This window comes from Candidatus Eisenbacteria bacterium (assembly GCA_016867495.1).
Taxonomy (GTDB): Bacteria; Eisenbacteria; RBG-16-71-46; order CAIMUX01; family VGJL01; genus VGJL01.
Genome location: VGJL01000053.1, coordinates 1 through 15,110 on the forward strand (window position 1 = coordinate 1; position 15,110 = coordinate 15,110).

Consider the following 15,110-nt stretch of genomic DNA (forward strand, 5'->3'; position numbering starts at 1 on the left):
CGAGGATGTGGACGCGCTCGGGAGCCACGCCTACCTCGCGGGAGGGCAGGCGGGCCTCTACGTCGCGGATCTTCGGGACCCAGCGGCGCCGGCCATGGTCAGCATCACGCGGCCGACCAAGTACGGCTACGCCATCCGGGCCGTCGGCACCCCCTCGCATGGCAGCGTGGTCGACATCGCCTTCCTGGTCGAGGGAACAGAAGGGATCACCTCCTACAACATAAGCGATCCCGCGAACGTGACCTCGCTGGAGCAGGGGAGCGACGCTCGCGACGCCGAGAACATGGTGATCGAGATGTCCGGCGATCCGGAGAAGCCCTACGTGGTCTACGTGGCGGACAGCTATCACGGGATCCTCGTCTTCGAGTCCGATCCGATCGCCCCCGGGATCTTCACGAACCGCATCCAGGCTTACACGCGCGGTGTGGCCAAGGCGGTCGACGCCGCCGACGGGTTCGTCTATGTGGCGGACGACGAGATGGGCGTGGCGGTCGTCGACGCGAGGGTCAGGATCATCCATCTGGTCAAGCTCGTCTCCTATGCGGATACGCCGGGCAACGCCCGGGACCTGATCGTGAAGGACGGCTACGTCTACGTGGCCGATGGACTGAACGGACTCGAGGTGATGGAGATCCAGATCGGCGATGACGGAATCCCGGCGCCCGTGCCCGCGGCGCATCTGGCCCTCGCGGGGTACTGCCGCTCGATCGCAGCGCGCGGCAACCGCGTCTACCTGGCCGCGCAGGACGGCGGGGTCCACGTCGTGGACGTGTCCGACCCCCGCAATCCGCGCCTGGCGGGGACTATCGTCACGACCTATGCGATGGGCGTGGCCGTCATGGAGTCCGGGATCGTCCTGGCGGCCGACAAGGCCGAGGGACTGATCGTGATGGGAGGCGAGGTGCCCTCCGTTCTCGATACGACGCCCCCGGCGAAGATCGTCGACCTCTCGGCGGAGCCAGTGGGATCAAGCAGCATGCGGCTGACCTGGCACGCGACGGGGAACGATCACTACGCAGGGATCGCCTCGCAGTACGACGTGCGCTTCGCGCGCGCGCCGATCACGCCGGAGACCTGGGAGGCCGCGGAGAAGGCGTCGGACGAGCCTCTCCCCTCGCGCGCGGGCACGCCCGAGACCTGCGTCGTCGCCGGCCTCGAGAAGGAGACCGGCTACTACTTCGCCCTCAAGTCCGGCGATGCCTCCTCGAACTGGTCTATGCTCTCGAACGTGGTATCCGACACGACCCTCGGCGGCACCGCGATCACGAACGGCTCGGTCGCGCCGCGCGCGGGCACCCCGAGCACATCGTTCACATTCAGAGTCACCTACTTCGATGGCGACGGCGATGTCCCGACCGTCTCGGATGTGCTGATCGACGGCGAGAGGCACGCAATGGCCCTGGTTGGCGGAGACCCTGCGGAGGCCGCCCTCTACGAGTTCACGACCACGCTGCCGAAGGGCGTCCACTCCTACTCCTTCGAGTTCAACGACGGGCACGGGAACACGGCGACGCTCGACGCCGTCCAGGGACCCTGGGTGGGAGATGAGGTCTTGGTGATGGGGAGTCCGCTTGGCGAGATGGGGCGCGATCCGGACGAACTCCAGCGCACGGTCGTCTTTTCGCGCGGCGTCCAGATCGAGGATCACGAAGTGACGCAGCTCGAGTACCGGACGACGATGGGGACGAACCCGTCCCGCTGGGTTGGAGACAGCCGTCCGGTCGAGAATGTGACCTGGTACGACGCCGTGCGGTACTGCAACGAGCGCTCCATCGACGAGAGCCTGGAGCCGGCGTACGAGATCAATGGCGAGACGGTCACGTGGAATCCCGAGGCCGACGGATATCGCCTCCCGACCGAGGCGGAGTGGGAGAGGGCGTGCCGCGCGGGGAGCTCGACCGCCTTCGCGACGGGAGGGATCAGCTTCGAGTATTGCGAGCTGGACGCCGTCCTCGATGCCCTGGGCTGGTACTGCGGCAACGCCGGGGCGGGGACCCACGATGTGAAGACCAAGCAGGCGAACGCGTGGGGCCTGTACGACATGCACGGGAATGTCTGGGAATGGTGCTGGGATTGGTATGAGGAGACGCCGGCGGAGGTCTCGTTCGACGGCGGTCCCCCCTCGGGCATGCAGCGGGTGATCCGCGGCGGCTCCTGGTACTACTACGCCCGCGATTGCCGCTCGGCCTCCCGCGGCGTCTACTGGCCCAACTCGAGGGACGATGTCGTCGGGTTCCGCGTCGCGAGGACGGCTCCGTAGGCTGAGCCTGAGCGGTTACGGGCCCGATGGCCCCGAGCGAGCGCGGGCTTCCGCCAGGCAGCTCATCGCGAGGGCGCGGTAGTCGGGATCCGTTTCCAGCAGAAGCCCCTTCTCGATCTGGCCGATCGCCTCGCGGATCTGCCCCTTGTGCAAGAGCGCCTGCCCCAGGAAGAGGTAGGTCCTGGGGAATGAGGGATCGAGCGCGAGCGCGCGGCGGAAGCAGTCGATCGCATCATTGTCCTTGCCGGCCCTGAAGAGAAGCACCCCGAGGCTGTGGAGCGCCTTGCCGTGATCCGGCCTGAGCTCGAGGGCCCTCACGTACGATTCGGCCGCTTCCTTGAAGCGTCCCGAGACGAAGTGGAGATTCCCCAGCTCGCTGTGCCCGTCGGCGAGCAGGGGATTGGCGGCGATCGACTTCCGGTAGTACCGCTCCGCCAGCCGCGTCTCCTGTCCCGCGAGCGTCGTGTCCGCCGCGACCTGGGCCCTCTGGAAGTGCGCGATCCCGAGCATGAGATCGAGATCCGCCGCGTAGTCGAGCTTCTCCTCGCAGAAAGGACCGGGCAGGGAGGAGACGAGCGTCACCGCGGCGATCGAGGCCGCGCTCGCGAGCAAAGCCTTGGTCCTGCGCGCGCGCGCCATCTCGATCAGGCGAAGGATTCCGCCGGCGGCGAGGATGGACAGGACGGGGGCCATGGGCGCTCGATAACGATCGGCCACGAAGACAGCGACCAGCGCGATCGAGAAGAGACCCAGGAAGAGCCAGATGACGAAGGGGACTTGCCGCCGGAACCCCCAGGCTCCGACCACCGCAAGCGGAAGGAGGAGCCCAAAGGGGAATCCGAACGGGCCGGCCTTCCAGAAGAGAAGCGAGAGCAAGTGGGACCACTGGCGGAAGACGTAGGGGTCGACGTTTCGCGGAAGCTCGCGGGAGCAGAGGATCCGCGCTCCTTTCCGGCCGAGGTTCGCGAGGAATCCGGACGGCTCTCTTTTCAGGTAATTCGCGACCTTTCGATAGAAGAAGGCCTGCTGCTCGGAGCGCCGCTCGAACCCTTCCCGATGGGGGAGGGTCGTCAGCTTGGTCCAGTCCCAACCCGGCCGGGCCGTCAGCGTCTCGCAGATGTTCGGGTTGTTCCCGATGTAGAAGTTGATGCCGCCGGATGAAGGCAGGATCGTGAAGCTGCCGGTCATCCGGGTGGCGTTGACGGCGGCGGCGGGAAGCGCGGCGAGGGCGAAGCCGAAGATCGCGATGGCGCACCTGGAGGCCGCCCCCCTCGCCCCGGCCCGCCGATATGCGCCGAGGGCCAGCCAGAGCCCTGCGGCGGCCACGAACGGAAGGAATGTGGGGCGCGTCAGGACGGCGAGGGCTGAGCAGAAGCCCAGAGCGAGAAGGACCCGGAACGACGGGCGCTCCCCCGACTCCATGAGCAGCAGAATCAGGACGAGCGACCAGAAGGCGGCCAGTCCCGCGGCGAGCAGATCGCACTCGAAGAAGACAAGCGGCATGTAGAGGGCCACGACGACCCCGGCGATCGCCCCTGCGCGCCGGCCGAGGATCGCGTGGCCGAGCACGTAGGTGAGGACGCATGTCGCTCCGCCGAGGAGCGCCTGCGCCATCTTGGCCGCGAGCATCGATCCGCCCGTGACGAGGTAGACGAGCGAGAGGAGGAGCGGATAGAGGGGCGGCTGCCAGAAGAAGTCCCTGCTCAGATGCCGGCCCAGCGCGAGCTGCCGCGCGAGGGCGTCGTAGGTCTCGGCATCGACGAGCGGAATGCGGAAGGCCGGACTCGAGGCCATCTCGAGCAGGAAGAGGCCGCGGACGGCGACCGCGAGAAGGAAGAGGAGGGCGGCGATGCGGGCGCCGGGTCCGGCGAGGGCGCCACGAATCTGGGGCCAGGCCGATCTCTCCTCCAGCATCCCCTCTTCACCTCGAGCGCGGCTCGCCGCAACTCGCCGCTCGGATCCGCTCACGCAACCGGTCGCTCAGGCCCCGACGGTTCCCTTGGCCCCGCTCGGTTCGCATTCGCGAAGCGGGCCACAGCGAGACACACAACACCGGGCGGATGCGCCAGGCGAGCGTCTCAGATGCTATCGAACCGCTCTAGCGCAGCAACGTCAGCTTCAGGCTGCGGCGCTGCTGGCCGGAGGTCAGCGTACAGAGATAGATCCCGCTCGGCATCTGCCGTCCGTCCTCGTCCCGCCCGTCCCACGTGGCGGTCTGCGAGCCCTCCGGAATCGGACCGTCGATCAGCGTGCGGACGGTCCGGCCCGAGAGATCGTGAATCTGGAGAGTCACATCGCTGGGGCGCGGGATCGCGTAGATCAGATCGAGCATGCCGCGGAAGGGATTCGGAGTTCGGGCCTCAAGCGCGAAGCGCGGCGCGCGAATGTTCCCTCCGTTGTAGGCGAAGGGACCGATGAGGGTCTCGCGGCCGAAGGGATCTAGAGATCCGACCCTGTAGGAATAGGTCGAGTCGGGATCGGCCGACCGATCGATGTAGGATCGACTCGCCGCGTCGAGCGGAGATTCGGTGACCGTCTCGTAGTCGCCCTGGCCCGTCGCCCTGTAGATGCGATAGCCGCCGCGAGGGCGCTCGTCGGCCGGTTCCCAGGCCAGCATCAACCCGCCCGCCTCCGGCGCGACACGGAAGGACGCGATGCGGAAGGGGTCGTACCGGGGCTTCTCGGTCGAGAACCGGATCGCCAGTCCCGACGAGATCGGCGCGGCGGCCGCCGGGTAGGAGTTGGAGTAGGTGTATTCGAGCCCGATGTCCTCTTCCATGTTCTCGATGCCGACCGTGGCGAACATCCTCTCCGCGTCGTCGTTCGTCACCTGCTTGTACTGGAATTCGACGATGCCGTTCCCGCTCGCCGTCGGATAGTGGGCCGGATCGTAGAAGATCACCTCGAATGTCTGCAGGTCGTCCAGCTCGGGCCGCCAGTTCATGACCCGGCTCCACTCGATCACGAAGAGGTGCCGCTCCGGGTCGTGATAGCGGTAGATGCCGTCGCCGGCCTTGATGTCCGCGAGCAGGCGCATCGGATCGAGGTTGTCCCAGAACGGAGCGATCTGGGCGCCGTTTCCGTAGGCGTTGGGAATGTGCCAGTTGTAGTAGTCGTAGTAGGTGGTCATCTCGAAGGAGAGCCATCCGTTGTCGCAGACGACGACACTGTTGAAGCTCTCTCCGTAATATGTGAACGAGAAGGGAAGGTCGACCGTGGCGGTGGTGTTGTCGGTCAACGGGATGAGGGTCCCGGACCCGCCGTAGACCGGCGAGCACTCGATCCACCTATAGGTCGGGGCCTGGCTCGGATAGTCGGTGTCCGTGCTGTCGTAGGCGTAGTAGCCATACACGTCGGGGCCGAGGGGCGCGCCATGATCGACGGTTCCGATCGCGAGGGAGAAGCTCGTGCTTCCGATGTATCCCTCGGCCGTCGTCAGGACGAGCGTGAAGACGGCCGCCTGGCCCACCGCGGCCTCGTCATCGATCTGGATGCGAAACGCCGTCTCGCTCGTCCCCGCCTCTCCGATCGCGATCGGAGGGAACGCCGTCTCGCCGTCGATGACGGTGACGAAGTCCGGCGTGCTCGTCGTGAGCGCCGCGGAAGCGCGCGAGGCGTTGGCGGACCCGTCGTTGCGCAGCGTGATCGAGAGATCGACCGTGCGACCGGGGTCCAGTCCGCCCGCGCCCGCGGCGGAGTAGGCGTGGTATCGCAGCGCAGGCGCGGCGACCTCCAGGTCGATGATCGAACGTGAGGCCCCGCCGGGCGGGAAACCCTGCGCGGTCGCGTCGAGCGCGATCCGGACCCGCTGGCCATCCGTCGCCTGGGCCGGCACGCGGAGGACGAACGGCGTCAGGCAGGTCCCCTGCCCGGACGGAGGGATGTCGGGGAAGGCGGACTGAGCCTGCACGATCTCCGCCGTCTCGATCGCGGCGATCGTCGCGGAGATCCCGCTTCCGGCCCGGCCCCCGTGGTTGCGAAGGGTCACGGTCAGCTCGATCGTCTCTCCCGGATTGACGAGCCCATCCCCGTTGCCGCTGCTGCTCCCCTGAGCGTCATCGTCCAGGCTCGACTCCCCGTAGCCGAAGAAGGATCCCTCGGTCGTCGAGAAGACCTCCACACCGCCCTGGTAGGGGTCGAGGCTGGTTCCGGTCACGGTGACGACGGTCGGAGTCCCCGCCGCGGCGAACTCCGCCGGCACGCGGGCCGTGCCGTCGGCATCGGTCCAGGCGCAGCCGAGGAGGTTCCTTCCCTGGGCGATCCCCACGCGGGCTCCAGCGATCGCGGTCTGCCCGGCCGCATCGAGAACCTGGACCTGCAGGAAGTTGCTCCCCTCCGCCACGCGCGCGACGTGGGTGACCGCGATCGGCCGGGGCGGATTCAGGAACATCTCCATCTCAGGATCGCCGAGAAGGCTGTAAATGTAATAGTTCAGCTCGACCGACTCGCCGGCGCTCGACTGGTAGTCGATCGCATCGGGGAACTGGTAGAGACATTCGAGCTTCGCGGCGTTCAGCAGATCCGTCATCCTGCGCACCCCTCCGTGCCGGATCCCCTTGAATGCCCCGATCGCGCAGGCGTCGTTGAAGCGCGTGTGGGACCAAGGCTCGCTGTTGCCGATGAAGGCGACAGCCCCCTTCGGCTCGACCTGGGTTCCGGCTCGAAGCCACTTCTCCCCGAAGCACTCCGGCTTCGAGAAGTCGTTGTTCTGGCAGACCCAGCTACAGACGACGGGGAGCTTCCAGCCGTTGGCCAGGGACGGGATCTCGTCCACCGTGAAATGGGGAGGCTCCCAGCCATTTGTCCCATAGGCCCAACCACGGTAGCTCACGATCGAAACGCCTCGGTTGATGGCATTGGGGATCCGCCGTTGATGGTCGATGAAGAAAGGAGGGAAGTAGCAGGAATCGACGTTCGCGAAGCCCATGTCGATGAGGAGCGAGCGGCACCACTTGCTGACGGCGACCGGTGTCGTCGAGCCATAGTCCCCCGCCACCAGGAGGGCGCGCGAGAACCAATCCGTTCCCTCGTCCTTGTAGGGATTGCGCTCGTAGTTCAGGACCTTGGCGACCACGGTCTGCGCCTCGACGAGCGACGCGACGGAGAATCGGCCCACGCCGAGGTCCGGCATGAAGTCGTTCCCCTCCATCAGCGTGTAGGGGTGATCCGTCACATTCGAGTGGAAGCTGAAGGAGGGAACCTGCGCGATGTCGCCGACGAGGAGGAGATACTGCGGGGGATTGGCTGATGTGTCGTACAGGTTCTGCAAGTAGGCCTTGATCGCCGTATTGGTTCCTCCGGCTTCGTTGGTCGTCAAGAGGAGCACCTCGAAGCCCATCTGCGTCTTCCATTCCGCGAACGGCTCGATGGCGGAGAGGAAGTCGGGATGGGTCACGATGACGTAGCTGCCGGTCTCTTCCGAAGCCAGCGAGGCGAGCTGCTCGGGGGCGATGTAGGGCGCCATCGCGGTGAAGAAGCCGCGGCTGCGACGCAGGGCCGCGGAGGGGCGCGCCCGCGCGGAGCCCCGCGGCGTCTCCCGGTAACGGATCTCGATCCTGACCTCGCTCGGGGCGCCCTTGCCGGCCAGGTGAGCTGAGGCTTCTCCTGCGGCCTTCGTCCTGGAGATGGCGACAGGCAGGATTCGCGCGCCCCGGGCGATCATCGGCGTCCCGGCGGCCGCTTCGACTCCGGGATCCTCCCCGGCCTGCGCGACGACCCCAACCTCGATCTCGCTCGCGTCCGCAGGGATCACGACGAGCTGCGTGAAGGGCCTCTCGAAGGGAGCAGAACTCTCATCGCGAACGATCAGGCTCGTTCTCCCCTCATCGATCTCAGCGGTCGCGACGATGCGCGGGGTCGCCTCCCGCTCGGGCGATCCGATCTCGCTCGAGACGAAGGACTCGATCTCATGGGTCGCGCGGGCGGCGACTGACAGCGCAGCCATTGCCAGAACCAGGATCAGGATGGTCCGCATCTCTCCTCCCCTGTTGTGCTCAGATCCCCTCTCCAGCCATCCGAATGGTCCTTCGGTCGCAAGGTCGATTGATCCCGGCCGGACGCTCTTGACTATAGCATGATGGGGGACGGTAGCCCGCACGGGACAGACCGCCAGCGCAGAAACCGAACCCCCGGCAGCCTCCCGTGAGGAGGCGCCGGGGGCGGTATGGGTTCGGAGGATCTTCCTACCGCGAAATCACGAGGGGTCGCGCGGTCGAGCTTCCGTCGGCCATCAGCCGGCAGAAGTAGACCCCCGCAGGGAGGAGCCGGCCCTCTTCGTCCGCGCCGTCCCAGTCGATCGCGTGGGGACCGGCGGCATTGCGGCCAGCCGCGAGGCTTCGCACGAGCCGGCCCGAGACATCGAAGATCGACAGGCTGGCCGCTCCCGCCCGCGCCAGTTCGAACCGGATCGTCGTCTTCTCGGCAAACGGATTGGGGTTGCCGGAGAGGGACGAAAGATCGGCCGGTCCGAGATCATCCACGGCGGCGGGATTGCAGCCGGGATCCTGCGCCCCGATTCTCACGTTGTCGCAGGCCCGCGGACCGTTCGGGTGAAGGCCCGGGAAGCAGGGCGATGTCATTTGCAGCCTGTAGTTGTCACTCGCAAGGTTGCAGAAGAGGGGATCGAGCGAGAAGTTATTCCCGGCGTTCTGTCCGCAGAGGGCGTCGCCGCCCTCGTTGCCGTAGATGTCCGTGCAAGACACCACGGGGATGCTCTCGTCGAGGCACGACAGTCCCTTCCCAGGGCTATTGAACGCGATGATCGACTTGGTGATCACGGGAGAGGAGAAGAGGCACGACATGCCTCCCGCCATGCCCGCCTGGCCGTTCGAAGAGTTGGCCGCGATCGTGCACTGCATGAAGGTTGCCTCGTTCGCGAAGGAAAGGCTGACTCCCCCGCCGTCCGAGTTGGCCCCGGATGTCCTGTTGCGCGTGATCGTGCAGTCGTCGAGGAGGATGTTCCCCCCGAAATCGACGTAGATGCCTCCTCCCGGAGCGTTGGCGGCGAGCGTCCGGTTCCCCTGAATCAGGCAGCTGTTCATCGTCAGGACTCCGGAGTCGAGGACCGCGATCCCTCCGCCGAAGCCGTCGGCGGTGTTGTTCGTGATCTGGCAGTTCGTGAAGGTCGGCCGGGCATTGAGGATCGTGACCCCGCCTCCTCCTCCATTGGCTGCGCTGACGTAGTTGCCGCTGATCACGCAGTTAGTGATCGTCGGCGCCGAGTTGCGGCGGACGAAGATCCCCCCGCCGGTCGGGGCATAGTTGCCCGTCATGACGCACCCGGTGATCACGGGAGAGCAATCGACCTCGGCGGCGATCGCTCCGCCTCCCTTGGATCCGTTGTTCGTGAAGGTGCACGACTGGATCGTGGGGGAGGATCCGTTCAAACAGATGATCCCGCCGTCATGGTTGTTCGTGATCTCGCAGTTGAAGATCGTGATCGAGGTTCCCTCGGTGCAGAAGATGGCGGCGCCGTACACTTCGGCGAACGCCTTCCTTATCGTCATGTCTCGGATCGTCGAGTTCGTCACGCCCTCGCAATGGAACCCGCGGCCGAGCGAGTCCGCGAAGAGAGTCGTCACGCCCGTCCCGGAACCTCGGACGGTGACCCCGCTCCTCATGATGACCGCGCAGTAGGTCGTGTCGGTCGGGGTCATCACGGGATGTGTCACATCCGAGTAGATCCCCGGGGCCACCTGGACGATGTCCCCCGTTTGAGCGGCCTGAACCGCCGCGTGGATCGTCGGGTACTGGCTCGGAACGTTGAGGGTCGCCGCCGTCGCCGCCGAGGCGAGGGCGATCAGGATGAGGGCCAAACCGATCTGCCTCTTCATCGTTGTGTCTCCCAAGGCTGCAGGTTGCTGCAGGTTAGTGAGCGCCATCGCAAGCAGCCTAATTCTAGCACAACGGCGGAGATAGCGCGAGGGGGGGCATGCCGGAGCGCCCCCCTCCAGCCGGGAGCCAACCTTGATCTTCCTCCAGGCGCCGTAGGGGCGTATACTCAATGAAGATATAGCTTTCATCGGGAGGGGTTGCATCACCGATGCCTCCAGCGTTCGTTTGGCCTGCTAGACAACGGGAGTCAAACATGCGATTCGCCAACGCCGTAGGTCTGTTCCTCGTCCTGCTTGCAGGGTCGACCGCCATGGGATCGCCCATCATGCGGCCGGAGGCCTCGATCTCTCGGGATGACATGCCGCGCGTCGAGGTCGCCTCATCGGATCAGCGGGGGATCGGCTTGCTCTTCGATCTGCCGGTTCTCTCGGTCGATGACGTCGAGGTGGATGGACGGGGCTTTCAGGTGGTCGGCATTCCTGGGGGAGATCTGGCGGGGGGGCTGGGACAGCCGGCGCTGCCCGTCTTCGCCCGGCTGATCGCCGTGCCGGACGGCGCCGAGGTCACGGTCTCCTGTGTCGCCGAGGCCGAGGAGGATCTGCCCGGGTTCGACCTGGTCCCGATGCAGGCCGACGAAGGAGATCGATTCGTCTACGATTCCGCCGCCTACGCCCATGACGGCTTCAGCGAGGCGGAGTACGCGACGGTCGGCTCGCCGGCGATCTTCCGCGACCTGCGCATCGTGCCGGTCACGTTCCGGCCCGTCCGATACAACCCCGCCACCAAGACCATCCGGGTGGCCTCGCAGATCCGTGTCGATCTCCACTTCAGGAGCGGCGCGGTCGAGAACGTCAAGGAGTCCAGAAGGACGATCATCCCGCCCAGCTTCGACAGGCTCTACCAGGAGATCGTCCCCAACTACTCGCTGGATGCCCAGGGCGCCACGGTCCTGCCGGGTACCTGGCTCGTGATCTGCCGCAACGACGCGGCGGTCACTTCACGGCTTCAGCCTCTCATCGACTGGCGCAAGCGGATGGGAATGTCGACCATGCTCGCGACCACCGCTCAGACAGGGACCACCAACGCCTCGATCAAGGCCTACATCCAGAACGTCTACACGACCGCGGACCCGCCGCTCGAGTACGTCGTCCTGGCGGGGGACGCCGACGGCAGCTACTCGATCGCGACCTGGTTCGAGTCGGTCTCCGGCTACGGAGGAGAGGGCGATCACCCCTACGCGCAGCTCGAGGGAACCGACATCCTTGCCGACATCCACATCGGCCGGCTCTCGTTCCAGACGACGACCGAGCTGGAGCGGATCGTTTCCAAGATCTACAACTACGAGGCGAATCCCTACATGTCCGACACGAGCTGGTTCAGGAGGGCCTGCCTCGTCGGGGATCCCTCGAGCTCGGGCACCAGCGTCATTCAGGTGCAGCAGTGGATCAAGACGAGGCTGCGCCAGCTGGGCTACACCCAGATCGACACGATCTACTCGGGGAGCTGGACGAGCCAGATGACCACCGCTCTCAATCGAGGCGACACGGTTTTCAGTTACCGGGGCTTCTACGGGATGAGCGGGTGGACCAACAGCAACACCTACCTGCTCACCAACGGCTGGATGATGCCCTTCGTCGTCACCATCACGTGCGACACAGGCTCCTTCTACGATGACAACGCCTGCCGGTCCGAGGGCTTTCTCCGAGCCTGGGACTCGACAAACAACAGGCCCAGGGGAGCGGTCGGGGCGATCGGCACGGCGACGACCGGCACGCACACCCGCTACAACAACTGCATCCACACGGGCATCTTCTACGGGCTTCTGTACACGGGCGACTATCATCTGGGCGCGGCGCTCACCTTCGGCAAGCTGGAACTCTACCGCAACTACCAGGTGAACGAGCCGAACCGGGTCATCATGTTCAGTCACTGGCACAACCTGATGGGCGATCCGGCCACCGACTGCTGGACGGGGATTCCGACGGCGCTTTCCGTGACCCATCCGTCGAGCGTCCCGCTGGGGACGAACGCAGTCTCCGTCACGGTCCAGGACCAGGGACAGGCCTGCGCGGATGCGCTCGTCTGCCTCTGGAAGGGGACCGAGACCTACGCGGTCGGCTACACCGACGCGTCCGGATATGTCGAGCTTCCCGTCGCGACGCCCACGACCGGAGACATGCTCGTCACGGTCACGAAGCACGACCGGTATCCCTACACCGGCACGATCCCGGTGAATACGTCGACGCGCTACGTCGGCTATCAGGCCGCCACGATCGATGACGACTCGAGCGGCGGGAGCAGCGGCAACGGGGATGGGATCGTCAACCCGGGGGAGACGGTCGAGCTGCGCGTCCAGCTCAAGAACTTCGGCTCGCAGACGGCGACGGGGGTGACCGCGGTTCTCACCTCCCTCGATCCCTACGTCACGATCAGCGACGCGAACGAGACGTTCGGGGACATCGCCGGCGGGGCCACCGCCTGGTCCGCAGAGGACTTCGACCTCTCGATCGACCACGCGTGCCCACACGGGCGGGCGATCAGGCTGGGTCTCGATATCAGCTCCGGGATCAACCAATGGCACTCTCTCATCGATCTGGAGGTCGTCTCGGGAGATCTCAGCGCCAGCGGCGCGTACACGCTCTACAACGCCGGCGGCAACGGCCTGCTCGACCCAGGGGAGACGGTTGGGCTCTCCGTGCTGCTCTCGAACAAGGGCGGCGTACCGGCAGTGACGCCCACGGCCTCGCTCCTCTCGCTCAGCCAGTACACGAACGTGGTGGACGGGATCGGCGCGTACACGACGATCAATCCCGGCGGGCAGGCGGAGAACACGGTCGACCGCTTCTCCATCTCCGCGGCCCCGAACACCCCCGAGGGGTACCTCGCCACCTTCAAGCTGCTCCTCGACTTCTCGGGGGGCGCGCGGGACACGACCTTTGTCGCGGTGCCGGTCGGCACGCGCTCGACGGACGACCCGTGCGGCCCCGACGGATACGGTTACTACGCCTACGACAACACCGACGTCGGCTACCCCGAAGTCCCGACCTATAGCTGGATCGAGATCGATCCGACCTACGGGGGATCCGGAACGGAGGTCGTGCTGGGCGACAACGGCGCCGGCCAGGACAAGTCGCGGGTCGTCGACATCCCATTCTCCTTCAAGTACTACGGGACGAACTACACGAGGGCGACGATCTGTTCGAACGGCTGGCTCGCCATGGGCTCGCAGTGGAACACCGAGTTCCGCAACTGGACCATCCCCTCTGCGGGGGGCCCCCAGGCGATGATCGCGCCCTTCTGGGACGATCTCTATCAATACGGCGGCGGGAAGGTCTTCCAGCGGTATGACTCGACGAACCACTGGTGGATCGTCGAGTGGAGCCGTATGCGGAACACCTACAACAGCTCCACCGTCATCTTCGAGGTGATCCTGAAGGATCCGGCCTTCCATCCGACCGAGACAGGCGACGGCGAGATCGTCTTCCAGTACCACACGATCAGCAACCCGGACGCCGACGACAACTACTCGACCGTCGGCATCGAGAACCAGATGCACACGGACGGAGTGCTCTACTCCTATTACAATCGATACGCCGGAGGCGCCGCCACCCTCGCGGCGAACCGCGCGATCCGCTTCGTTCCGAAGCACGAGGTTCTGGCGGGACAGGTCTTCGGGACCGTTCGCAACCTGTCGGCCGGCATGCTGCCGCTGGTGGGCGCGCAGGTCAGCGTCCTCGAGAACGGCCACATCTACATGACCGACACCACGGGGGCCTATTCCGCCGAGGAGCTTGCGGGGACCTACAACCTCCGCGCCGCGCATACCGGTTTCGCCCCGGACACAGTGGAGGCGGTCCAGGTGCTGATCGGGGGATCGGTGCAGGTCGACTTCGCGCTCCGCGACATCGCGCCGCCATCGATCACGAGCGTTCCGCTCGAATCCACGGTCGACACGATCGGTCCCTACAATGTCGATGCGGGCGTGGCCGACTCGTCCTTCATCAGCGAAGCCCGGGTCTATTTCAGCCTCGACAACACTCCCCTCCAGTTTGTCAACATGACTTTCCAGGGAGCCGGCATCTACCGCGGCAAGATCCCCGGCCAGCCGTGGGGAACGAAGATCTCCTACTTCATCCACGTGCGCGACAGCGGCGGAAACCTTGCGACCGATCCGGCCGATGCTCCGGACAACATGTACACATTCTGGGTCGTGGCCCCCACGATCGTCTTCTCAGAGAACTTCGAGACCGATCGAGGGGTGTGGGCGGTCGGAGGGCCCAGCGACACCGCAACGGAGGGTGCGTGGGTGCGCGTCGATCCGAACGCCACCTACCACGACACGACGATGGTCCAGACCGAGCATGATCATACCAGGGCGCCCGGCTCTCACTGCATGGTCACGGGGAACGCACCCCCCGGCGGGCGGGAGTGGGACCAGGATGTGGACGGCGGCCGAACGACGCTCACCAGTGCGATCCTCTTTCCGCCCCTCCAGGGGGTCGTGACTCTCAGCTACTACAGGTGGTACACCAACAACACCGGCCCCTACGGCGGCGAGGACGAATGGGTGGTCCAGGTGTCGGACGACAATGGGCAGACGTGGGTCGATCTCGAGCGGACAACGACGAGCGCGCGCTACTGGAGGCGGATGCAGTTCTCGCTCGGCGAGTACATCGACACGCAGGGATGGGTGCGGATTCGCTTCGTCGCTGAGGATCGCTTGAATCCATCGATCGTCGAGGCCGCGGTCGACGACATCGAGGTCATTCTCAACGGCCAGATCTCCCTGACCGGGGTCGATGCCGAGGTCGCGCTCGACTTCGGGCTATCGCAGAACGAGCCGAATCCCTTCCGGGGGACGACGCAGATCCGGTATGTCGTGCGCGAACCGGGGATGGCGCGCCTCGTCGTCTACGATGTCCAGGGACGCGCAGTCAGGACGCTGGTCGAGGGGCCGGCCCAGAGCGGGATCCTCGCCGTCACCTGGGATGGGCGCGATGACTCCGGGCATCCCGTG

General features: G+C 66.0%; 5 protein-coding genes. 2 read left to right on the forward strand and 3 right to left on the reverse strand.

Annotated elements, in window-relative coordinates; all coding sequences use genetic code 11:
- The coding region (locus FJY88_06925) for a hypothetical protein (GenBank protein ID MBM3287069.1) at nucleotides 1-2,260 on the forward strand (2,260 nt) is incomplete at its 5' end.
- A 15-nt stretch (nucleotides 2,261-2,275) separates the two neighbouring features.
- On the opposite strand, the gene FJY88_06930 is transcribed toward FJY88_06925, so the two are convergent.
- From FJY88_06930 to FJY88_06940, 3 genes are all read right to left on the reverse strand, one after another.
- Nucleotides 2,276-4,174, reverse strand: coding sequence for a tetratricopeptide repeat protein (locus tag FJY88_06930; protein MBM3287070.1), 1,899 nt, complete (start codon nucleotides 4,172-4,174; stop codon nucleotides 2,276-2,278).
- 184 nt (nucleotides 4,175-4,358) lie between these two features.
- Nucleotides 4,359-8,234 (reverse strand): T9SS type A sorting domain-containing protein, encoded by a 3,876-nt coding sequence (locus FJY88_06935; protein MBM3287071.1) that lies wholly within the window; start codon nucleotides 8,232-8,234, stop codon nucleotides 4,359-4,361.
- Between the two features lie 208 nt (nucleotides 8,235-8,442).
- On the reverse strand, nucleotides 8,443-10,296 hold the full coding sequence (locus FJY88_06940; GenBank protein MBM3287072.1) for a T9SS type A sorting domain-containing protein: 1,854 nt from the start codon (nucleotides 10,294-10,296) through the stop codon (nucleotides 8,443-8,445).
- Between the two features lie 5 nt (nucleotides 10,297-10,301).
- Here FJY88_06940 and FJY88_06945 point away from each other — a divergent pair.
- On the forward strand, nucleotides 10,302-15,110 hold a 4,809-nt coding region (locus tag FJY88_06945), incomplete at its 3' end, for a hypothetical protein (GenBank protein ID MBM3287073.1).